Below are 22728 nucleotides of genomic sequence, written 5' to 3' on the forward strand. Positions count from 1 at the left end.
GCACCACCCGCGAACGCTCCCAAGTGGTTGCATCCGTATGTCGGTTTCCTCCTTAACATTGATTGACGGTAGAACATGAGCGTTTATCATCTTCTTAACGTGAGCATTCCTCACATTAACCCGATGGAGACGAACGCGATGAAAACCACTCAGGACACCCTCCTCGTTCTCGGTGCTACCGGTAAAACAGGGCGCAGGATCACCCAGCATCTCCAGGCCGCAGGATTGCCTGTGCGCTTGGGTTCTCGCGGCGCGAATCCTCCCTTTGACTGGGAAAATCGACGGACCTGGGATGCGGCGCTTGATGGCGTTCACGCTGTTTACATTTCCTATCAACCGGACCTCGCCATTCCGGGTGCCCTCGATACTATCCAGGCGTTTACCAACCTGGCCGTCAAACGTGGCGTCGGCAAATTGGTTCTGCTGTCCGGACGTGGCGAGGTTGAAGCGGAACAAGCCGAACGCGTCATTCAAAACAGCGGTGTCGACTGGACGATCCTGCGGGCCAGCTGGTTCTTCCAGAACTTCAGCGAGGCGCATTTTCTGGAGCCCATTCTTGAAGGAGAACTGGCCCTTCCCGTCGGCAATATCGCGGAGCCCTTCGTCGATGTGGAGGACATTGCCGAAATTGCAGTCCAGGCACTGACCCAACCGGGGCATTCACGCCAACTCTATGAATTGACCGGGCCACGGGCACTGACTTTTGCCCAAGCGGTCGATGAGATTGCTCAAGGGACCGGGCGCGAGATCAGTTTCGTCGCCGTACCGCCGGATGCATATCGTCAGGCACTGGAGCAGGCACAACTTCCTGCGCAGTCGATTGACCTGGTGCTTTATCTCTTCACCACGGTGCTCGACGGTCGCAACACGCCGTTAGCCAATGGCGTTCAGCGCGCACTTGGCCGGCCCGCGCGCGACTTCAGCGATTATGTTCGGCGCACCGCTGCTACAAAAATCTGGCAGAACCAGGTTTGAGGTTGACGAGGATCATCTATCAAGAATTGCGGAGCAGAAACGACAAAGGCCTGCATGAGTTTCCTCATGCAGGCCTTTGATATGTATGGTGCCCGAAGCCGGAATCGAACCGGCACGCCCTTACGAGCGGGGGATTTTAAGTCCCATGCGTCTACCAGTTTCGCCATTCGGGCGGTAGCGCGGTGAAGCTGTCTGGCTTGTGCAACAGAGGACGAAATATATACATCCCGCCCCGGTGAAGCAAGTTCGCAGATCCCCTTTTCAAGACAAAATCTTGCAAGGTAGCGCAAATAAAAAAGCTCCGTAAATCATAGATCTACGGAGCTTGTTTATAGTGGAGGCCGAGGTCGGAATCGAACCGGCGTAGGTGGATTTGCAATCCACTGCATAACCATTTTGCTACTCGGCCTCAAACATCTGATGTCATGTAGCGCAACATCAAATGTGTACAAACCTGGAACAGGAAACGAGCTTATGATTCACGCTCTATCTCCTTGAAAACATTGAGCTTTTTCAGCCGTCTGTGCTTTCGATGGCGTGAATTATGTACTCATTTCCTGAGGCTGGCAACCCCTTGATTTCAAAAAAAATTCTGGCAGCAAGTTTTGTTGGCCCCCGGGTGTTTGTGCCCTGCCAGGCAACAAGAGACTGATCATAAGGTGACTGGCTTGGTATCTGATCCCTGCAAGGTTGTCGTTTTCCGGTAGTACCTCCGGGATCGGACCTCAAGTTGTCACTATCACCGCCGACTAGTGAGGTAGGAACTTAATGAGCATGGAGCTGCCGTGACCCTGATATCTTCAATCTCCGCCCCCCAGCCACTGGCAATCGCTAAAGTGGTGGCCACCGTGCCCATCGGCAATCCCATCGAATCAACAGCCGTCACTGATTCGCCCTCGTCGATAGTCACCTTGCTGCAAGATAACAAAGCCGTCGATGCACTGACGTATACCTCCCGGGGCGGGATAGCGCAGCTTGACGCACCGCTTTCCTGGGAATACACGCAGCATGACAAAGTGTCCTTGCACATGAGGGGCAATTTCGGAAGTTCGTCGACGGCCGGCCGGTTCCAAAATCTGGGCGCATCGCTGCTTTTGCAACTGGCTGAGACCAACAAGAACATTTCCCAGTCAGTCCTTCGCTCATCGACTGGAAGGCCTCTCGAAGCTGGCGAGCTGGCGGCTGCCCAAGCCAAACTCCATAGTGGCATCGCAGATAACTCCATCAGCCTCACGCTGAATACAGCGAGTGGCAAAACTATCCAACTGACCCTCTCCAGTCAGGACAATGCGCTGGCGGTACAGGCGCAGGTCGAGGGTGGTGATCTCAGCAAAGAAGAACTTGCTGCGCTGGGCGCAATGGCAGACGGATTTGAGTCGGCCATTCAAGGGCTCACTGCGGTGCCTCCGCAACTCAAACTGGACACCTTGATTCAGTTCGACTCCAAGGTGTTTTCCTCGGTCGATCTGGTGACACGATTCAAGCTCAGCGATGACAGCACGCAGACCCTTGAGCTGCATGCCGATGCAAGCCAGCGCCGGGTAAGCATGAAGGGCGCATCGGGCGATCTCAACATAGCCGTGGACTTGAAAAATGCTGCGATTCTGGGCAACAGCACTCAGAAGGCCAAGGCGCTTGAGGGGTACATCCGTCAAATAGAAGCGGCGCGCGACCGAGGCGACGGCGACCGACACCTGCTGTCGATGTTCGATAGTGCATTTAAGGCCGTTCACACAAATTACTCGGAAAGCCTCGCCGCAACCGTGCGGCAGCCCCCAGGCTCGAACTACCTGACAGACACCGACCGCAGCATGCTTACCGGCCTGGCCGATTTCAGTGCGACGGTCACCGAGAAGACTGTAAACGGCAATCCTGCGCGGCCTGCCGAACTTGATTCATTCAGCTATGACGTGTCCCAATCCACGCAATCCAAAGGTGCGAATCGGCTCAATCGCACGCTTGTTCAGGATCAGCAATCCCATCTGACAGCCCAGTACCATAAGCCTCTGTATGCCGGGCAAAAGCTGGAACTGACGACGGACTCGGAATCGCAGAATTACCTGTACTACCAGATCAACGATCAGGCCAGCAGCACGAGCCGCATCGGTTATGCCGAAGGTGAGTTGGTCGAGGCTTCCATCAGCCATTCGGCAAGCCAGTCCACTCGCATTGCCAAATACGTAAAGGGGAATTTGGAAGAAGACAATTTGACGCCTGCCTCATCCTCGAAGACGCAGAATCTTCTCGTCGTTCTGCAACAGGCACTGCAGCAGGATAAGGCGGCGAATCTGGGACGAGGCAGGTCATTTCTCGAATACACCTTGGCCGCTATCCAGGACAAAGTAATGTTGGTCAGCGATCCGAGTGAAATCAAGGATTGACCCGTCAACCGAGCGAGAGAGAGTCACTCATACCAGGTCTGGGGCAGATTTATGACCTGCCCTTGTTATTACCGACGGCATGCACGATGAGCCAACTTGTTGAGCGGGACGGTGCGGAGAAATACCTGGCAAATGCCGCGGGTGATTCTTTAACACAGATAACCGAGTCTATTTCTCAGAGCAACGAGCGAAATCTGGTCATTGCAAGCGCTTCGGAGGAGCAGGCACAAGTATCTAGAGAGGTTGATCGTAATCTGGTCGACTCAGTCTGCAGCAGGTGCCAATCAAACCAGTGCGGCCAGTAATGAGTTGTCACGGCTGGCTGTTGATCTAAGTGGAATGGTGACTCGATTTATAGTTTAACCACGGAAAAATGCCAAAAGTGTGGCGAATTACAACGTTCTCGTCACCCTGCATTGTGGCCGTGCGCACGTCCGCCCGCAATCGGACGGAACACGTTAAACAGCCTGAAACAGTTAATGTTCACGGCCATCACCCGGCATTAATATCCTTCATTCAGGGCTCTGGAACGGGGGTTAAGAGCTGAAGCTTTTAGCCGGCAGGCCAATATCCAGGCTACCCACCGTTTCAGTACCCCTCCTCCTATTCGAATGTCCCGACCAGTCCTGCCATCGCTTGATACCATTCAGCACACTTGTATGAAGCTTTAATGTCTGGAAGGTCTTTTTGTGAACGTTATCCGTCATTGGTTACGACAACCCTATGCGCGCCTCGTCGCGCTGATCGGATTGGTCCTGATCTTGCCTCTATGCCTGCGTGCGGCACTGGGTTGGTCGAGTCCACTCGGCTACCTTTCAGATCTGGGAATTGCCAGTCTTCTCATCGTCACCCTGCATCGTCGTCCCTGGTGGTTAGCGCTGCCGGTGTTGCTGGTTTGGGGAATTATGACGTTGGCGACTGCTGAACTCGTCAGCGCGGTCGGGAGGTTTCCAAACGCCACAGACCTGCAGTACTTGATTGACCCTCAATTTCTGGAAAACTCTGCCGGCGGTGGTTTCGCCCAGCCATGGCTGGCAGCCACCCTGTGCTTTGGACTGGCGATCTGGTTGATCACGCAGTGGATGGGCCGCTCCAAACCTACTCCAGCCTTACCACGCAGTGTGTGGGCAGCACCGTTGCTGCTGTTGATCGGCCACTGGGGTGCCCAACACCTCTACCCCACCGACGAAGACCCCTGGCGCTTGTTCAACCTCCCGCATCAGTTACTGTCCGCGAGCGTTGGAGACGTTCAGTCAAGTGCTGAAGAATGGTTGGCAGGTGATGTTGTCGATGTCCCTCCAGAAATGGCGGGACTCACCCAACTCGATCTGGAAGGACAGAAACTGCTCGCCGCTCCCGGGCGGGCGCGGAATGTGTTGATCATCGCACTGGAAGGTATTCCCGGCGCCTACGTGGGTGTGAATCGCGAAGCCTTGCACAGCAGCTATCAGGAAAATCTCATGCCCAATCTCAGTCGATGGGCAGAGCGCGGCATGAATACGCCGGACTACGTCCTTCACAGCCACCAAACCATTCGCGGTCTGTATGCAATGCTGTGTGGCGATTACGACAAACTGGACAACGGCACGCCGAAGGGGGTGGAAATGTTGACCCAGAGCGAACGCAATCAAGCGTGCCTGCCAGCCCAGTTACACCAGAACGGATTCGCCACGCACTATCTCCAGGGTGCGGGCCTGCGTTTCATGGCAAAAGACAAAATCATGCCGCACATCGGTTTCGATGCCACTCATGGACTGGAATGGTTCACCAACAGCAACTACCTGGAATTCCCTTGGGGCAAGGACGACAAGGCCTTCTTCGAAGGAGCCCTTGAGTACGTTGGCCAGCTGAAAAAACAGAAAAAACCGTGGATGCTGACGCTACTGACCGTTGGCACCCACCAGCCCTATTCGGCTCCTGAAGACTACCTGGAGCGCTACGACACACCCAAGCAGGCCGCCGTCGGGTATCTGGATGATGCGCTTGGGCAATTCCTCAACGGCCTGGAACGTCAGGGAATGTTGAAAGACACCCTGGTGGTGATCACCTCGGATGAATCCCACGGTATCGATGGAGTGCGCCTGGCGTCCTCTTGGGGCTTCAATCTAATGCTCGCGCCCGAGCAGGATCAGTTGCCCAAGGTGAAGTCCGGGGTTTACGGGCATGTCGATCTGAGTGCCTCGATACTTGACTATTTCGCCTTGCCCTTCCCCCCAGCCTTGAGCGGTCGCTCCCTGTTTCGCGACTATGAAACGGGCCGCGAAATCATGTCGTACACCAACGACAAGTTGCGCTATCACAATGGTCAGGGCACCTTGACCGAGTGTGACTTTCAACAGCGCTGCCGGAATTACGCCAGCCCAGGCTTCATCGCGGAACATGCGACCTTGACTGGTCAGTACGGAGGCAAGCGCGCCCGCCAAATCGCAGCCAGAGCGACGGCGCTGGATCATTCGCTGCTGCGCACACCCTTGAACCAGCACTACCAGTTCGGCAGTTCCGCCATCATCCCTCTTCAGACAGCGATCAAGGATGACTGGGCCGATAACCTCATTGGTGCGCAGTACCTGGAAATGCCAAAGGGCTCACTCACTCGCGTGCGTCTGACCGTGCGCTCGGTAGATCCACAACAGGATGCCTACATTCTGCTCAAGGCCAAGGAGCGGGAACAGGATGTCCCATTGGGCCTCCCCGCAGAAATGATTGTCACTGCGGATCAGCCATTGGAGATGCACTTCAGTTTCGACAATCCGCAGCCGCGCAAGGCGTTCTCTTTTCACTTGCTGGGCTACGGGTTGGGGGCCGTTGAGGTGAGTGACTTCAGTGTAATTACTGAGTTACCGGGGCAGGACGACCTACCCACGAATATCGACAAGGCAGAGGGCTAGTCGCGACCGATCAGGCAGGCGTATGAGGCGGCAGAGAGAATTGAATCATCGCTCCCCGGGGCTGATTCGAACTTGCCCATAATCGACCGCCATGCGCCTCTATGATCGAATGTCAGATTGACAGCCCCTTGCCCAGGCCGGTCGCCTTGGTCGTATAGAAAGCGGTGAACACCCGCTCGGTTTCACCTGCAGCGAACCCTGGGCCGCTGTCGCTCACCTGCACCAGCTCGCTGCCCTGCTCTTCCATCTCGGCGTTGATCTGTAACTGTCTCTCGCCGCCGTTGACGCTGCTCATTGCCTCTAAAGCGTTAAAAATCAAATTCAGCAACACCTGTTGCAGTTCTACACGATCGCCGTGTACTAACGGCAAATCTTGCGCGATGTCTGTATGCACCGAAGCACCATTACTGGTTGCCTGACTGCGAGTGAATTCGACCATTTCGCCGATGATTTTCGCGATGTCTACGGGTCCCTTTTGTGGCGGGGCCTTGCGGATATGCCCCCGGATCCGATCCAGAACCTCGGCCGCGCGATGAGCATCCTTAATCACGTTGTCGAGTACCTGTTTTATCTCGCCAAGATTAGGTGGCTGGGCGCCCATCCAACGCAGCGCAGCGTGAGCCCCCATAACGGTGGCGGCAATAGGCTGGCTGACTTCATGGGCTATCGAAGCTGCCAGTTGGCCCATCGTCGCGACACGGTTAGCGTGCGCCAATTCCACCTGGACATTGCGATAACGCTGTTCGCTTTGACAAGCGTTTTCTTGCGACTGGGCATTTGCTCAATGAGCGGCCCTCATAAAGATTCGGCGCTCCTATCGCCTCATTGAACCATGACAATTCACAGCGTTTGTATAATTTCGCCATACAAAGGCACTGCGCACAATTGCAGCTGTCACCTTCGTTATCGAAGCGCTTAGACAAGCCGAGTAATTATTCTTAGGTGTTACCTGGTCACACTAAGAGGTTAGTCAGGCAACCGATCGTAGAAGCCATTAAATGCTATTTTCAGCGGACAATAAATCTGTTCCGTGGAGGGATGTCTTAGCCCATATATTTGCATTGGAGAAAACGCTATAAAATTTCTGCCCATGCTATTGGCTATTGGCTATTGGCTATTGTTGCGATAGCGAATTTTGGATTCGCTGGTCCGCCTAGCTGGATTGCGAAAGATACTGTGTTTTCGGGCCCTGACAGCGATACTCGACTGCGCGCGAATACATGGTCGACCAGCGCGGATGGGACGGAAGGTTGTTCGAGTCCTGTACGGGATATCCGCGCCGACAGTACTAGCGGCAATACTATTAGATTTGTTGCTCAAGGCGCCGACCACATACCTGAACATCTCAGTCTGATCATCGATATCGCGTCGCCCTCTCTCGCCGATGATGCCAAGCGTGAAATGATCAAAGCCACCAAGCGCCTCTCGGTGAGAGCGCTGGGCTTATCAATACCGCATAAGATTGACGAATCGATACTGAAAGGCGAGAACGTGCAACTTGAAATGGGCAGTGGCGTCGTGACGGTCATCCGTACTAACCGGGCCCAGGGGGCATATCAGTTGACGTTGACCATGCAATAAACGCCGGATAAAAACGCCGAAATCACCGAAACCGATTAAACACGACACGCCGCTAACCCTTAGCGCATTCACGCCAAGCGTTAATATTGTAAGAGAGTGTTTCCGAAGGCGACACCCTCTTACAGACAAGATTTCTAACTACATTCAGTCATCGCCTTTCAAATCGCGGTTTTCTGCCTAGACTTGCTCTTGTCCGCCGTGCGCATGCTTTTCAGAGCATGGAATCGCACGAAAAACTAAAACAAGAGGAATTCCCCCCATGTTCAAACCCATGTGGAAAGCACTCGCCTGCGCCCTTGCCCTTGGCACCATGAGCACGGTCATGGCTGCTGATCCGGTGATTATAAAATTCTCCCACGTCGTTGCAGAGCAGACTCCCAAAGGCCAAGGCGCCCTGCTGTTCAAGAAACTGGTGGAAGAACGCTTGCCCGGCAAGGTCAAAGTAGAGGTCTACCCCAACTCTTCGTTGTTTGGCGATGGCAAAGAGATGGAAGCCTTACTGCTCGGGGACGTACAGATGATTGCACCGTCGCTGGCCAAGTTCGAGCACTACACCAAGACCGTTCAACTGTTCGACCTGCCTTTCCTGTTTGATGACATCTCCGCCGTTGACCGCTTTCAGCTGAGCCCGCAGGGCCAGGGACTGCTCAAGTCCATGGAAGACAAAAACATCACAGGACTGGCCTATTGGCACAACGGGATGAAACAACTGTCCGCGAACAAAGCGCTCCGAGTGCCGGGTGATGCCCGTGGGTTGAAGTTCCGGGTGCAGGCCTCTGCCGTGCTAGAGGAACAGTTCAAGGTCATACGCGCCAATCCACGCAAGATGAGCTTCGCCGAGGTTTATCAAGGCTTGCAGACCGGTGTTGTCAACGGAGCGGAGAATCCTTACTCGAACATTTACAGCCAGAAAATGCATGAAGTACAGAAGTACATCACCGAATCCAACCACGGTGTACTGGACTACATGCTGATCACCAACACCAAATTCTGGAATGGTTTATCGCCAGAGCTTCGTGGCGAGCTGGACAAGATCCTCGTCGAAGTCACCGCCCATGTGAACAAAGAGGCCGAGCAGCTGAATCAGAACGCCAAGCAGAGCATCATTGCGGCCAAGACCACCGAGATCATCATCCTGACGCCTGAGCAGCGCGACCAATGGCGCGTTGCGATGAAGCCCGTGTGGAAGAAGTTCGAAGGCGATATCGGCGCCGAGCTGATCACCGCGGCTGAAGCTGCCAACCAGGCCCAATGATCGGTGGACGACAGGTGTTGCCGCCTTGGCAGCACCTGCCTGCCATCCGCTACAGGAGATGCCATCCATGAATGCTCTTCGGCGCATCTGGGAACACTTCGAGGAAGGCTTCATCGTCTTCCTTCTGGCGGCCATGACGTTGGTAACATTCGTCTACGTTGTCCTCAACAACCTCTACACCCTGTTCTACCGTCTCGCCGAGAGCTGGGAAAGCGCCAGCGAATCGCTGTTCGCCATCGGCGACGGCGTCATGGGTATGGCGCAAGCCATGACCTGGAGCACCTCACTGACCAAGGCCCTGTTTGGCTGGCTGATATTTTTCGGGCTGTCGTACGGCGTGCGCACCGCGGGCCATATCGGCGTCGACGCCCTGGTCAAGTTGGCCAGTAAACCGGTGCAACGGTTCATTGGCATTATCGCCTGCCTTTTCTGCCTGACTTATGCCGGGCTGCTCAGCATCGCCAGTTTTGGCTGGATCCAGACCCTGATGGTTGCCCAAATTGGCGCCGAAGACCTGGGCCAATACGGGATCATGCAATGGCACATCGGGTTGATCGTCCCCGTAGGGTTCGCCTTGGTTTTCATCCGTTTCGCTGAAATTCTCGTGCGCATCCTGCAAAACAGGCAGACCGGCCTGGGCCTGGCTGATGAAGCCGCAGATGCGTTGAAGCTGACCGAACACGAGGATGACAAGTCATGACCATTGCCTTCCTCTTTGCATCATTGTTCGTGCTGATGTTGATCGGCGTTCCCATTGCTATCTCCCTGGGGTTGGCAGGCTCACTGACCATCGTTTTTTTCAGCCCGGACTCGGTGCGCTCACTGGCGATCAAGTTGTTCGAAACGTCGGAGCACTACACGCTGCTGGCCATCCCGTTCTTTCTGCTCGCGGGGGCCTTCATGACCACCGGTGGCGTCGCTCGGCGGCTGATTGACTTTGCCAATGCCTGTGTCGGTCATATCCGTGGTGGTCTGGCTATCGCTGCCGTGTTGGCGTGCATGTTGTTCGCTGCCCTTTCAGGATCGAGCCCAGCCACTGTGGCGGCGGTGGGTTCAATTGCCATTGCCGGCATGGTCCGCTCCGGTTATCCGCAGGCCTTCGGCGCGGGGATCGTCTGTAACGCTGGGACCCTGGGCATCCTGATTCCACCCTCGATCGTCATGGTGGTCTACGCCGCCGCGACCGAAACGTCTGTCGGCAAACTGTTCATGGCGGGCGTGTTACCAGGCCTGCTGCTGGGGTTGGCGCTGATGGTGGCGATCTACATCGTCGCCGTGAAGAAAAAGCTGCCCGCCATGCCGCGCGCGACGTTCCGTGAATGGCTTGGCACGGCACGCAAGGCGATCTGGGGTCTACTGCTGATGTTCATCATCCTGGGAGGTATCTACTCCGGGATGTTTACCCCCACCGAAGCTGCGGCGGTGGCGGCCGTGTACTCGGCCTTCATCGCCTTGTTCGTCTACAAAGACCTGACGTTCCGCGAAACGCCAAAGGTCCTGCTGGACTCGGCCAAGCTGAGCATCATGCTGATGTTCATTATTGCCAACGCCATGCTCTTCGCGCACGTTTTGACCACCGAGCAACTACCGCAACAGATCACCGTGTGGGTGATAGAGGCGGGTCTGACACCGATGATGTTCCTGCTGGTGGTGAACATTGTGCTGTTGATTGCAGGGGCCTTTATGGAACCTTCGGCCATCATCCTGATCCTGGCACCGATCCTCTTCCCCATCGCCATGAAGCTGGGTATCGATCCCATTCACCTGGGCATCATTATGGTGGTGAATCTGGAGATCGGCTTGATCACGCCGCCCGTGGGTCTGAACCTGTTCGTGACCTCTGCTGTGACAGGTATGACTCTGCCGGCAACGATCAGAGCCGCCATGCCTTGGCTGATGATACTGCTCCTGTTCCTGATCCTGATTACCTACGTGCCTTGGATCTCCCTGGCTTTACCAAACTGGCTGGGCATGAGCTGATGCCTCCCCTGTCCGGGTACTGGACGTTCGTATCCGGACAGGGCTTTCACGTTTGTGCTACCCCGGCCACTTAGTGTTGTCCTGAGTCCGTCCAGCAACTCCATAGATCCACTGAGGCCGGGTTGCTGACGGGTGGCCCTAGCCACTCGCTCATCTCATGACATTGCTGTTGGAAGCATAACTGGTAGTCACCTGCTTGCGGGGTGCGTCCCAGACTCAGAGGCTGCAAAGGCGGCAGGTGACGTTGATAGTGCCAACTGCCTTTTTCCAACCTGGCCTCCGGGGGAATCTCCATACCCGCGCCATTCCCTTTGACCCTGGCCTCGGTGAGCACAAGTCCCTGCTCCGAGACGCGGTAGTCTTCTTCCCAACGAATTTTTTCAATTGAGTGGTTCCAAGCCAGTGTAAAGCTTGAAACAGGGAGTTGGGCCCAGGCGACGCCGGCCAAACCCAGGCACAAGCCAATCATGCGATGGCCGGTCTGACACGACGAGATCGCCAGACATGCTGAAGTATTATCAACACACCCAGCACGAAACCGATTTCGTCAGTCAACGGCAGCGCAACGACCAACAAAGCACCTGCGGCGAAACTCAATACACGCTCCCAAATCGGCATCTTCTGTTGCAGATAACCTGTGGACGCCATTCCCCAGAGGCCAACGGCCAACACTGTCTTCACCAACATATAAGCCGTCATCCACAAATTGTCGCCTTGCATCATGAGCGCAGGGTTGTAGACCGCCATGAACGGAATGACAAAGCCAGCCAATGCAATACGAACCGCCCACAGACTGATCTTGAATCCTGTTTCCTTGGCGATGGGCGCTGCGGCAAAGCATGCCAAAGCAACCGGTGGCGTAAGGTCTGCAAGAATTCCGAAATAGAAAACGAACATGTGCGACACGATCAGCGGCACACCCAACTCAAGCAGAGCAGGTGCTGCAATCGAACTGGTAATGATGTAGTTGGGAATCGTCGGGATACCCATGCCCAACACAAGGCAGGTAATCATCGTCAGTATGAGTGACAACAACAAATTATCCCTGCCGATGGCCAGTATGTAACCAGCGAAAGTCGAGGCTATCCCCGTCAATGACACTACGCCGATGATGATTCCCACTAGCGCGCAAGCAATCCCGACCGGTACAGCATGGCGAGCACCTTCGACTAACGCATGCAGGCAAATACTCAGGGTTGCTCGGCCTCCCTGAATGAACCAGCAGATGACCACTAACGTGGCGATCACCGCAAAGATCACGCTAATACCCAACTGGAAAAAACCGACGCAGAGGACACCAAGCGCGATCCAGAACGCACACCGCAACGCGAAACTGGACACCCGAAGAATGATTGCCGAACCGAGAATAACGATGGCTGTTAGCGCCAGCCCCACCATTCCGGAGAACAGCGGAGTACGTCCGGAAAACAGCAGGTAGACCAGGACAAAAAGCGGAATCAGCAAATACCAACTTTCCTTTACCGCACCCCATGCGCTGGGGCATTGGTCTTTGGGTAACCCCTTAAGGTCGGAGCGTTTTGCCTCAAGGTGAACCATCCAGAACACCGAACCGAAATACAGGATGGCTGGAATTAACGCAGCTTTGGCGATCTCTACAAACGGGACATTAATTGTTTCCGCCATAATAAACGCGACAGCCCCCATCACAGGCGGCATCAGTTGGCTGCCCATGCTCGACGTCGCCTCTACGCCGCCAGCAAATGCTGCCTTGTAGCCGAAGCGCTTCATCAATGGAATCGTGAACTGCCCGGTTGTGACAACGTTCGCAATGCCTGAGCCTGTGATCGTCCCCATCAAAGCCGATGACGCGACCGATACTTTTGCCGGCCCCCCGAGTTTGTGGCCAAACAGTCCCATCGCGAAATCTGTGAACAATTTGATCATGCCGGCCTGTTCGAGAAAGGACCCGAACAAAATGAACAGGAAAATATAGGTAGCGGAAACGTAGGTTGGTGTGCCGTAGAGACCTTCGGTGCCGAATGACAACTGGTTGACGATTTGATCGAATCCGTAGCCTCGATGAGCCAGGTCGCCTGGCAGGTATTCACCCAATAGACCGTAGGCCAGAAACAATCCACAGATGACAGGCAAAGCGATCCCCATCACCCGACGCGCCGCCTCAAACACCAAGGCGATCAATACCAGCCCAACCACCATGTCAGCTGTAGTCAGGTCACCTGAACGCTGGATCAAATCCGCCTCGAAGAACCATTGATACAAAGCAGTGGTAATCCCCGCGAGGCTCAATATCCAGGCCAGCGGCTGCCAAGGACGTGCTCTGCCGTACGCCGGGTAACTCAGAAACACCACCCACAGCAGGAAACCAACGTGCACCGCGCGCAGCACCTGGCTGGAAACAGGCGCAAACGCAGCGGTAACAATCTGGAAAACAGAAAACAACAACGCCACGTAGAACAGCGTCTTCGGCCAGTCGCGTGGGTTGGCGGCGATGCCATGATGATCTTCGCTCATTGGGTACCTGCCTCAAAACTACATAGAAGGGTACGAACCGCTCTATCGCTCTAGCGACCATCCCCGTGGCGCATTTTTGGATTACAGCGCTCCAGCTTCCTTGTAGTAGCGCTCGGCACCGGGGTGAAGTGGAATGGGTAGATTCCTGGCAGCATTTTGCAACTTGATGTCCTTGGCGGCTGAGTGAGAATTACCCAGGCGAGTGAGGTTTTCGAACATCAGCTTGGTCATCTGGTAGGCAACATCCTCAGAGACGTCCTCGCGTGTCACAAAAATATTAGTGATCGCCACAGTAGGCACTGGCTCAGGTTGTCCGTCATAGGTGTTGGCTGGAATTTGTGCAGGCTGATAAGCGGCATTGCCGATTTTCGTAACCACATCAGGAGGGATCGCGACGTAGTTCAATGGCATGGTTGAGGAAAGGTCGCGGATGGCCGCCATGCCTAAACCCGAGGACTGAAGCGTGGCATCTAACTGACGGTTTTTGATCAGCTCTACCGACTCCGCGAAGGGTAGGTATTGGACTTTGCTCATGTCTTCGTACGTCAATCCCGCCGCTTTGAAAATCGCACGTGCGTTCAGTTCGGTACCGGACTTCGGGGCGCCGACGGAGATGGTTTTCCCTTTCAAATCCGCCAAGGTTTTGATGCCGGACTCTTTATTCGCAACAATTTGAATGTAGTTCGGATAGGCGCCTGCAATTGCTCGCAACTTTGTCAGCGGGGCCTTGAATCCGGCATCTTCCACTCCGTTTTTTGCATCAGCCACAGAGTCCCCAAGCGCCAGAGCGAGCTCCCCACGACCAGCTTGTAAAAGGTTGAGATTTTCCACCGAGGCTTTGGTCGCCTGGACAGAAGTCTTCGCACCCGGTATCCCATCGCTGTATATCTGTGACAGCCCAACCCCAATGGGGTAATAAACCCCGCTAGTACCACCTGTAAGGATGTTTATGAACACAGGTGCGGCGTTAGCTGCGCACGAGACTGTCAACGCAGCGGTGGCCGCAAAGAGGCTAAAGCGACTGGTTACTCGCATGGAAAACTCTCCGTCTTGTTATGGCTTTATGCAGAGTCTTACCACTGTAGTCGAAACCCACGACTTGAGTGGGAAACTGAGTTGGCCTGGGGAAAACTGGCGTCTGCGCGACCGCGCCCCGTGGATGGAACGCGTGCGTTGGCCATTACAGTTTTTCGTGGCCTGCGCCTTCTGGAACATGCTCGGTGCCGGAGTCTTCGGTTCCCTGATCAACCCGCCAATCGCGCTGTTCTACATACAAGGTTTGAACACCACCCCGCTACATGCCCACGCTGCCCTGTTCGGTGTCTAAGGCTTCCTGGCGCTGGGGTTTGGCTTGTTGATCCTGCGCTACATTCGCCCCGACCTGCGGTTCAACAATCGCCACTATCTCCGTCATCAATCTTTTGATTGACTCGGATCTCGCGCATGCCGTGCTCTACATCACCCTGCTGTTCATGTCGGCGCATGTTTTTTCGATCCGAATAGTGACCATCGACCAATGAATTGCGCCGCAATCAGGCTTTTCTGACCGGGGCGCAACGTTCGATGCGCGCCAGTGACGCCATCACTGGCATCCGTGCGTTGTCGAAGAAGTGCGTCCCACAACGTCAACATCATGCCTTCGACAAAATCGTGACTGACACTCTGCTGCTGGTTCAGCATGAGATGAGTCATAAACACATCAAACAGCATTTGTTGCTGGATGCCGCCGACGCTCGCATCAATGGCGATCGCGTGCAGTTGTAACAAGTCATCATCAATCTCGTCATGAACGCCTGCCAGGCCATGGGCAATCTGTGTGAAGGAGCGCGCTCGCTGAACATTTGCACGAGGGTTGAGCGCAACGAAGTGATCATAGAAGTCAATGACAGCGGCGAAGGCATTGATGTCGCCGATTTGCCGTCACTGTTCAACCCGTTCTATACCACCAAGGCTGAAGGGCTGGGCATGGGGCTGTCTATTTGCCGCTCGATCATCGAATTTCATGACGGCAGGATCTGGGCCACGAGTATCAAGGGACAAGGCGCTACGTTTATGTGCGCCTTGCCACTGCTCTTGCCAGAACCGCCCGTCTTGAACCCGGCCCAGGACACCGACACTGACGCCGAGTGGTCGACCGATTTGGGCGTCAGTTTCGGTTGAAACTGAGGCGAACAAGCGGTGCTAGCCGCCACCTTTGGGGATTTACACCTGCGGGCCAGCAGAGGCCTGATCGCGGGTTTTCCACAGCGACAGCAGCACACCGCTCAGCAGCAACCCCAGGGTCACGCTCAAGGAAATGACCGCCGGAATCTTGCCAATGATGCCGACCAGGAAGATCTTGGCACCGATAAACACCAGCACCAGTGCCAGCGCGTACTTGAGGTAGGCGAAACGGTGAATCATCGCCGCCAAAGCGAAATACAACGCACGCAGACCAAGGATGGCAAAGATGTTGGAGGTGTAGACAATGAAGGGGTCTTGGGTAATGGCGAAGATCGCCGGCACACTGTCCACGGCGAACACCAGGTCGGCACACTCGATCAGCACCAGGGCCAGGAACAACGGCGTCACCCAGACCACGGACTTGCCGCTGGCGTCCGCCTGGCGGACGAAGAAGCGCCCTTCATGCAGTCGCTCGGTCACCCGCATGTGTCTGCGCAGAAACTTCACCAGCAGGTTTTCGCTGAGGTTCGGGTGGGCATCGACCTTGCTGAACAGCATCTTCACGCCGGTCAGCAGCAGGAAAATGCCGAACACATAGAGAATCCAGCTGAACTCGGCGATCAGCGCCGCCCCCAGGCCAATCATGATCGCACGCAGCACGATGACACCGAGAATGCCCCAGAACAGCACCTCGTGTTGATACTTACGGGGGATTGCGAGAAAGCTGAAGATCATCGCCATCAGGAATACGTTGTCCATCGACAACGATTTCTCGATCAGAAAGCCGGTGTAGAAATCCATCCCGGCGTCACCGCCTTTGATCTGCCAGACCCAGAGGCCGAACAGCAAACCGGCCGTGATATAGCCGGCTGACAGCAGCAGACTTTCACGAACACCGATTTCTCGCTGCTCACGGTGCAACACCCCGAGGTCGAACACCAACAGGCCTATTACGATGCTGATAAAGGCGAGCCACAACCAAGTGGCGGTGCCGAGAAACTCGGCCAGGAAGAACGGTACCAGGGCAGTCATAAGCCCCTCCTCTAGGTGTCGAAGTTATACAAACTGCAACTCCGACATGGCAGCGGTTAGCTGTCAGAGGGGCCCGGCATTGCGAGTTCAAATCTAGAGAGGCGTGTGGGGTTTCTCAATCACGCAAGGTTTGCAAGTTATTTCAAATCGGTAGGTCGTAGCGGAAGTCGGAGTGCCGATAGGCAGAGATCCTATCTGCATGCAGATGCATCACCCTGGACGCAGGCGGACCGCTTATCGCCGATTCTGCAACTCGCAAGCGACTGCTGCAGGCCCAATAGCAGTCGCTCGAGCACGATCGCCACTCAGCGTGTCTCGTCCTGCCCTGCCCCATCCCTCGAATGGATCACCAGGTAGCTGTCGACGGCATCGTCAATGGTGGGAAAGAATGCCGTTTCGCCAAGTCGCGCGAAAAGACCGAATCGCTTCAGCTTGTCTTTGACCGGGTCCTTCATCTCGGCCATGCACAACTTGATGCCTGCGGCGCGCAGGGTTTCGTCCAACTCCAATAACATGTCGGAAGAAGTGACGTCGACACTGGTGACGGGTTCCGCTGCAACGACTAACCAGCGCACGGGCGTTGGCGATGCCGCCACTGCGTCCAGCACGCGGTCATTGAACAGCTCGGCGTTGGCGAAAAACAACGGCGCATCCCAGCGAAACAGCACCAGGCCGGGGATGAGGCTTGCGTCGGGATAGCGCTGGATATCGTGGTAGCCCTTGACCCCCTTGGCTTGTCCCAGCACTGCGGAATACGGCCGCCAACCATCCCACAGAAACTCGATGACGGCGACCACGATGGCCAGGCCGATGCCCTCGATTGCGCCGAACACCGCCACGCCGACAGTGCAGACGATCGACAACCAGAACTCCCAGCGCTGGATGCGATAAATGCGTCGCAGGTCAGCGACTTCAATCAGACCGATGGCCGACGCGATCACCACCGCTGCCAATGCACTGCTGGGCAAACTCTGCAACAGGTCCGGCCCCACCATCAGCAGCAGGGCCACGGCCAATGCGCCGACAACGCCGGTCAACTGGGTTTTGGCGCCCGCAGCTTCGGCGACAGGGGTACGAGAGGAACTGCTACTGATCGGAAAGCCTTGAAAAAATCCGGCCGCCAGATTGGCAAAACCGAGCCCTGCCATCTCCTGGTTCGGATCGACGTGGGTTCTGGTCCGTGCTGCATAGACACGAGAGAGCACACTGGTGTCGGCGAACGACACAAGTGCGACGGCGCAGCCGCCGATGAGCACGGGGATAATATCGGCTCGGGTGATCCAGGGGATGGTCAACTCCGGTAAACCTTGTGGAAGCGAACCGAGTACCGACACCCCCGCGCGTGTACCAAGGTCCAGCATACCGACAACGACAGTGGCGCCTGCCACTGCAATCAAGATGCTCGGCACGCGTTTGTAATCCTTGAGTAGCAGGATCACGATCAAGGTGGCTGCGCCGATCATGAACGCGGTCCAGTTGGTCTTTCCTTCCATCACCGCGGTGACGACGGCCCATATGTTTCTCAGCGGGCCGTCTGACTCAATCGAAAAACCGAAGAGCTTGGGTAATTGGCTGATGAGTACAGTCAGCGCGATGCCGTTCATGTACCCGTAACGGATCGGTTTGGACAGCAACTCCGTAATGAACCCTAAGCGCATGATGCCCGCCAGGATGCACACCGTTCCTGAAACGATCGCCATCATGCCCGCCAGTGCGATGGCGCGTTGTGGATCGCCGCCCGAAAGGGGCAGGACGACCGCGAGAATAACGGCGGCCAGTGAAGAATCCGGGCCAAGCACCAGAATTCGGCTGGGCCCAAACAACGCGTAAGCGATCAGAGGAACGATGGTCGCATAGAGGCCGTAGATGCCGGGCACGCCCGATGCCACGGCGTAGGCGATGCCAACGGGCACCAACATCGTGGTGAGCACCAACCCGGCCATGATGTCGTGACGCAACCAGGCAACCCGGTACCCGCGTAGCGTGCGAAGTCCAGGAAGCCAGCGACCCCACCCGGTTTCGTTACCGACACCGCGACGTGCAATCCGGCCCGGTTCAGGGACGGGAGGCAAAGAATCCGAATTGCTCATAGCGCTGTGGCCTGCGGTAATGTGATTAGACAGTAGCTCAATCAGGCAAATTGTCCCGTCCTGATGCCCGATTCCGAGGGGGCGAATGCCGGGGTCGGTAGCTGCCAATGATGAAATGCAGCTAACGGCCAAGCGGACATTCGCCAAATGTCCACCGGCAGTGAACACGCGCTGGTCGCTGGTTTCGGCATTCGGCATTCGGCATATTCGCGCGAAATAGACGGCTAGGCGGTCGGCACCGTTCCGCCGTCGATGACAAACTCACTGCCCGTGATAGATGAGGCTCGAGGCGAAGCCAGAAAGCCAATCAGGTCGGCAACCTCTGACGGCGTCGATGGGCGCCCGAGCGGGATGCCCCCTAGTGCTTCCATGATGATCTGCTTGCCGCCTTGATAGTCAGTCCCTGCCTCCTGCGCGAGTCGCTCGGCCAATGCGACCGAGGCTTCGGTTTCAACCCAGCCCGGCGAAACCCGGACAACACGGACGCCTTTGGGCGAAACCTCTTTCGATAAACTCTTGCTGTAAGTCGAAAGCGCAGCCTTGGCCGCTGCGTAGGCTGTCGTAGCGTCCGGCAGAGGCAGCCGACTCTGGATGGAGGTCACGTGGAGGATGACCCCTTCCTTTCGCTCCAGCATATCCGGGAGCAAGGCACGATCCAGGCGCACGGCCGGAAACAGATTCAGATTGAGCTCACGTTGCCACTGCTCTTCGTCCAGTGCAGCGAAGCCGCCGCCAGGTGCCGACGAACCACCCAGGACATGGATGATGATGTCCACACTGCCCAGTCGCTGTCGGGTCGCGGCGATGACGGCATCACAGCCTTCCCGGGTCGAAAGATCGGCCAGAACCAACAGGCCATCCGGCAGGGCACTGTTTGGCTCCCGAGCAGAGGTAATCACCTTCGCGCCCTCGGCCAGAAACAGGTCGACCACGGCCTTCCCGATGCCCTTGGTACCTCCGGTGACGAGGACTCGCTTACCACTCAAGCCAAGGTTCAGCATGGCGTGATCTCCAAGGAGGCTATGCGATCGCTCTCCAACGTGAAGACGTGACTCATCTGAACCGGGCTACCGGGAAAATGGCCGGTAAGCCGTGCAATGACGGTCAGCCTGCCCTCTCCCTGCATTGCCTGCAGAGGTTGGACTTCAAAAGAGAAAGCCCGCCGGACCTCCTTCTGCCAGACGTCGATGGCCTGAATGCCTACATGCGTTTTGTTTTCATCGAACACCCTGGCATGCGAGCAGAAGCAGCTCGCAAGTTGTGATAGGTCGCCGCCATTGCTGACATCGAAGTACGTCTCAACGGCGACGGGAAGCTGAAGGCTCATTTGTTGATCCCCTGGATGGATTACCTGGAGTGATCTTGCGACCTGACTGATAGTTTGCTCAACTGGGATAAACTTTATGACCTATCCCATAATCCAGGACAATTCATGTCAGACCCTCGTTTAGGCCTGAGCGAGCTGGACGCCGTTATAGCGGTTGCCCGCAGGGCTTCGTTTCGACAAGCCGCCATCGATCTGAATGTCTCAACCACCGCGTTAAGCAGCACCATCGCTAAACTGGAAGCAAGCCTCGAAACGCGGTTGTTCAATCGCACGACCCGCAGCGTGGCCGTCACCGAGGCCGGCAGGATTTTTCTGGAGCAGGTGGGGCCGGCCCTGCAGGATTTGCGCGCGGCGCTCGACGCGGTGCGATCCCACAATGCCGGCCCTTCGGGTACGCTGCGCATCAATGCGTTCGCCAGCGCTGCTCGCGCAGCACTCCTGCCATTGGTGGTGGAATTCTTGCGGCATCATCCGAAGGTACACATCGACCTTGTCACCGAAGGCCGCCTGGTGGATATCGTCGCTGATGGCTTCGATTTCGGCGTACGTTCCGCAAGCCTCGTGCCGAGCGATATGATCGTGATCCCCCTCGGCCTGCCGCAACGGTACGCCGTGGTCGGTACACCGGCGTACTTCGACCAATACGGCAGGCCACGAACACCGCCTGATCTGCTCAACCATCGGTGCGTGCGTGTCCGTCTGCCCAATGGGGCGATTTTCCCGTGGCATTTCGAGCGAGATGGAGAAGTGACCAGGCTCGATGTGAGCGGGCCGCTCACGCTTGATGAACCGAGCGTCGTCAAAGCAGCGGTGCAGGAAAGCATGGGGCTCGGCTTTTTCATGGAGCAGGACGTTCGGGATGAAATCGAGGCCGGACAGTTCGAGCGGGTATTGGACGATTGGACGCCGCCCAGAGACAAGCTCTGCCTGTACTACCCTAACCGCCGCAACCCCTCCGCCGCGATCAAGGCATTCATCGCCCTGGCTCGCGCCAATCCGCCCGCCAAAGATGGACCCGCGTAAACGTCGCCCATCGATTGTACAAACGAGCCTCACGCACTGATTAACCTGGCGCTACTCGGCATCAGGCGATCAAACCCAGCGTCAATCCTTTCAGGGTCGCGGCGGCTCGGGTCGAGCATTCCAATTTGCGAAATATGCTTTCCATGTGGGTGCGAACAGTGCTCGGACTGATGTCCAGCAGTCGCGCCACCTGCTTGTTACTAGCGCCGCGGCTGATTTCCAGGAGCACGTCACACTCGCGTGCGGTGAGTAACGAGCCCTTCGGCTGATGAGTCCGACGCTCGCCACGGGCAGCGGCGATAACCGCGTCACAAACATCCTTGTCGAACAAGCCACCGGCGGCATCCTGTGCGAGCAGTCTGGCCGCCTCCGATTCGCCATAGGCCGTCCTCCATGGCCGGGCTTCCCTTAGTGCGACCCAGGCCACGGAGGTGGCGAACAGTCGATGCTCGGCACACAGTGCATCACCCATCACGCCTCGAAAATAACCACTGCCATTCAGCCGTTCGTAAGCATGGGCTGCAATCTCCGCAGACACGGCCAGCTCACTGATAGGCCTCAGCGCCTGCTGCGTCCAGTAGGGGACGAGGTGCACCCGCTCCACGGCGCTATAAGAAAGCGCCCCGGCGGTATTCCAGAGCTGGTTGGAAACGGCTGCCCGGCCGAGACCGTAAACGAGCGCTGCCTTGCCGATCGCAGTCAGGGAAGGTTCATCTAGCCCCCAAGAACGTGCAGCCTCCATCGCAACATGCGCCACCCGCCGCGAATGCCCCGCCAGCCAGGGTAGCTTCAAGTCAATCACGTCCCCCACTAATGTCAGCGAGACCGAACGTTCGGCCTGCGCGTCGGCCGGGTGTTGCGAGAGGCCTTCCAGGTCTGCCAGCCACTCCCTGGCGTTATCCATGAGCAACGACGCGAGGGAGGCGGGATAACGCCGATCCGACTGGTCGCGAATCCAGCGCAGCGCCGCGTCGAGGCCATGTGCTCGACTGAGAATATCCAGATCACCTGCAAGCACCACCTGATAGGCGACCTCCGGAATGTGTTCATGGGTCAAGCCCAGCGGTCGGCCAGTCCCATCGTAGGTTTCGAATACGCCGCACAAGCCGGCCTCGACAGCGGCACCCAGTTCGAGGGTTCTCGCGACTTCGCCAGAGACCTCGCAGTGCACCACGGCAAGCGGGACCGCCTGATGCACCGCATTCATTTTCTCTTTGCTCAGGGTCAGATCGAGCATCGCACGGCGGCCATCGACGTCATCACCCAGCAAATTTGCAAACCCTTCGGCGTTGGCGGTGCAACCTGACCAGCGCAGCAAGGCGACCTGCTCCGCTACCCTCTGATGCTCGCCCTCGCCGTGTGCGGCCTGCGCCAAACTCCGCGCCAGTGCGGCAACGCGTCGGGAATGCCCGAGAGGCTGTCCCATGCTGAGGTCCCCGACCTGGCCGATCGCCCGCAACGCTCCGCTCAATGAGATGTCCAGGTGCAACGCGCTATCCATGAAAAAATGCCTTGAGTCGGATAAATGACCGATGCCCAC

General features: G+C 56.5%; 19 protein-coding genes, 2 tRNA genes and 2 pseudogenes. 11 read left to right on the top strand and 12 right to left on the bottom strand.

Going from position 1 to position 22728, the window contains the following annotated elements:
- Positions 1-138: 138 nt before the first annotated feature.
- Entirely contained in the window at positions 139-975 is an 837-nt protein-coding gene (locus AC1ROI_RS01985) for an NAD(P)H-binding protein (protein ID WP_102594155.1), read from the top strand.
- Positions 976-1061: 86 nt separating this feature from the next.
- Here AC1ROI_RS01985 and AC1ROI_RS01990 read toward each other — a convergent pair.
- Both AC1ROI_RS01990 and AC1ROI_RS01995 read right to left on the bottom strand, forming a co-directional pair.
- Positions 1062-1148, bottom strand: a tRNA-Leu gene (locus AC1ROI_RS01990).
- A 162-nt stretch (positions 1149-1310) separates the two neighbouring features.
- Positions 1311-1384: transfer RNA gene (locus tag AC1ROI_RS01995), tRNA-Cys, on the bottom strand.
- A 376-nt stretch (positions 1385-1760) separates the two neighbouring features.
- On the opposite strand from AC1ROI_RS01995, the gene AC1ROI_RS02000 reads away from it, so the two are divergent.
- The 3 genes and pseudogenes from AC1ROI_RS02000 (at position 1761) to AC1ROI_RS02010 (ending at position 6244) form a co-directional block, all read left to right on the top strand.
- Positions 1761-3356 (top strand): lactate dehydrogenase, encoded by a 1596-nt coding sequence (locus AC1ROI_RS02000; RefSeq protein WP_102594154.1) that lies wholly within the window; start codon positions 1761-1763, stop codon positions 3354-3356.
- Between the two features lie 128 nt (positions 3357-3484).
- A pseudogene (locus AC1ROI_RS02005) lies at positions 3485-3719 on the top strand (methyl-accepting chemotaxis protein); the annotation flags it as partial.
- Between the two features lie 326 nt (positions 3720-4045).
- Positions 4046-6244: an LTA synthase family protein gene (locus AC1ROI_RS02010; protein WP_102594153.1), complete on the top strand. Its 2199-nt coding sequence runs from the start codon at positions 4046-4048 to the stop codon at positions 6242-6244.
- Between the two features lie 10 nt (positions 6245-6254).
- On the opposite strand, the pseudogene AC1ROI_RS02015 reads toward AC1ROI_RS02010, so the two are convergent.
- A pseudogene (locus AC1ROI_RS02015) lies at positions 6255-7016 on the bottom strand (sensor histidine kinase); the annotation flags it as partial.
- Positions 7017-7354: 338 nt separating this feature from the next.
- On the opposite strand from AC1ROI_RS02015, the gene AC1ROI_RS02020 reads away from it, so the two are divergent.
- The 4 genes from AC1ROI_RS02020 (at position 7355) to dctM (ending at position 11060) form a co-directional block, all read left to right on the top strand.
- A complete protein-coding gene (locus AC1ROI_RS02020) occupies positions 7355-7825 on the top strand; it encodes a hypothetical protein (RefSeq protein WP_146012974.1) in 471 nt (156 codons plus the stop codon).
- A 259-nt stretch (positions 7826-8084) separates the two neighbouring features.
- Positions 8085-9080, top strand: coding sequence for a C4-dicarboxylate TRAP substrate-binding protein DctP (gene dctP / locus AC1ROI_RS02025; protein ID WP_010460763.1), 996 nt, complete (start codon positions 8085-8087; stop codon positions 9078-9080).
- Positions 9081-9147: 67 nt separating this feature from the next.
- Positions 9148-9780, top strand: coding sequence for a TRAP transporter small permease (locus AC1ROI_RS02030; RefSeq protein WP_102594151.1), 633 nt, complete (start codon positions 9148-9150; stop codon positions 9778-9780).
- Complete coding sequence (gene dctM / locus AC1ROI_RS02035; protein ID WP_102594150.1) at positions 9777-11060, top strand: C4-dicarboxylate TRAP transporter large permease protein DctM; 1284 nt, start codon at positions 9777-9779, stop codon at positions 11058-11060. Before AC1ROI_RS02030 ends, dctM begins: the two co-directional genes overlap by 4 nt.
- Before the next feature lie 70 nt (positions 11061-11130).
- Here the strand turns inward: dctM and AC1ROI_RS02040 are convergent, their stop codons facing one another.
- The 3 genes from AC1ROI_RS02040 to AC1ROI_RS02050 all read right to left on the bottom strand — a co-directional run bounded on the left by AC1ROI_RS02040 (position 11131) and on the right by AC1ROI_RS02050 (position 14588).
- Complete coding sequence (locus AC1ROI_RS02040; RefSeq protein WP_010460768.1) at positions 11131-11529, bottom strand: DUF1850 domain-containing protein; 399 nt, start codon at positions 11527-11529, stop codon at positions 11131-11133.
- A complete protein-coding gene (locus AC1ROI_RS02045; RefSeq protein WP_083376617.1) occupies positions 11526-13553 on the bottom strand; it encodes a TRAP transporter permease in 2028 nt (675 codons plus the stop codon). Before AC1ROI_RS02045 ends, AC1ROI_RS02040 begins: the two co-directional genes overlap by 4 nt.
- 81 nt (positions 13554-13634) lie before the next feature.
- The gene (locus AC1ROI_RS02050; RefSeq protein ID WP_102594149.1) at positions 13635-14588 is read right to left on the bottom strand and encodes a TAXI family TRAP transporter solute-binding subunit; all 954 of its coding nucleotides are present in this window, start codon (positions 14586-14588) and stop codon (positions 13635-13637) included.
- A gap of 28 nt (positions 14589-14616) precedes the next feature.
- On the opposite strand from AC1ROI_RS02050, the gene AC1ROI_RS02055 reads away from it, so the two are divergent.
- On the top strand, positions 14617-14880 hold the full coding sequence (locus AC1ROI_RS02055) for a cbb3-type cytochrome c oxidase subunit I (protein ID WP_256580114.1): 264 nt from the start codon (positions 14617-14619) through the stop codon (positions 14878-14880).
- Positions 14881-15023: 143 nt separating this feature from the next.
- Here AC1ROI_RS02055 and AC1ROI_RS02060 read toward each other — a convergent pair whose 3' ends face one another.
- Entirely contained in the window at positions 15024-15320 is a 297-nt protein-coding gene (locus tag AC1ROI_RS02060; RefSeq protein ID WP_146012973.1) for a hypothetical protein, read from the bottom strand.
- Between the two features lie 18 nt (positions 15321-15338).
- Between AC1ROI_RS02060 and AC1ROI_RS02065 the strand changes: the two genes are divergently transcribed.
- Positions 15339-15713 carry a sensor histidine kinase gene (locus AC1ROI_RS02065; protein ID WP_102594147.1) on the top strand — a complete coding sequence of 125 codons (375 nt, stop codon included), beginning with the start codon at positions 15339-15341 and terminating at the stop codon, positions 15711-15713.
- Between the two features lie 42 nt (positions 15714-15755).
- Here the strand turns inward: AC1ROI_RS02065 and AC1ROI_RS02070 are convergent, their stop codons facing one another.
- From AC1ROI_RS02070 to AC1ROI_RS02085, 4 genes are all read right to left on the bottom strand, one after another.
- The gene (locus AC1ROI_RS02070) at positions 15756-16748 is read right to left on the bottom strand and encodes a TerC family protein (protein WP_102594146.1); all 993 of its coding nucleotides are present in this window, start codon (positions 16746-16748) and stop codon (positions 15756-15758) included.
- Between the two features lie 305 nt (positions 16749-17053).
- Positions 17054-18838 carry a SulP family inorganic anion transporter gene (locus AC1ROI_RS02075; RefSeq protein ID WP_102594145.1) on the bottom strand — a complete coding sequence of 595 codons (1785 nt, stop codon included), beginning with the start codon at positions 18836-18838 and terminating at the stop codon, positions 17054-17056.
- A gap of 224 nt (positions 18839-19062) precedes the next feature.
- Positions 19063-19839, bottom strand: coding sequence for an SDR family oxidoreductase (locus AC1ROI_RS02080; protein ID WP_102594144.1), 777 nt, complete (start codon positions 19837-19839; stop codon positions 19063-19065).
- Positions 19833-20165 (bottom strand): nuclear transport factor 2 family protein, encoded by a 333-nt coding sequence (locus AC1ROI_RS02085; protein ID WP_102594143.1) that lies wholly within the window; start codon positions 20163-20165, stop codon positions 19833-19835. Before AC1ROI_RS02085 ends, AC1ROI_RS02080 begins: the two co-directional genes overlap by 7 nt.
- 105 nt (positions 20166-20270) lie before the next feature.
- On the opposite strand from AC1ROI_RS02085, the gene AC1ROI_RS02090 reads away from it, so the two are divergent.
- Entirely contained in the window at positions 20271-21188 is a 918-nt protein-coding gene (locus AC1ROI_RS02090) for a LysR family transcriptional regulator (RefSeq protein WP_102594142.1), read from the top strand.
- Between the two features lie 61 nt (positions 21189-21249).
- On the opposite strand, the gene AC1ROI_RS02095 is transcribed toward AC1ROI_RS02090, so the two are convergent.
- Positions 21250-22689 carry an HD domain-containing phosphohydrolase gene (locus AC1ROI_RS02095; protein WP_102594141.1) on the bottom strand — a complete coding sequence of 480 codons (1440 nt, stop codon included), beginning with the start codon at positions 22687-22689 and terminating at the stop codon, positions 21250-21252.
- Positions 22690-22728: the final 39 nt, after the last annotated feature.

This window comes from Pseudomonas sp. GW823-FHT02C02, from assembly GCF_058797635.1.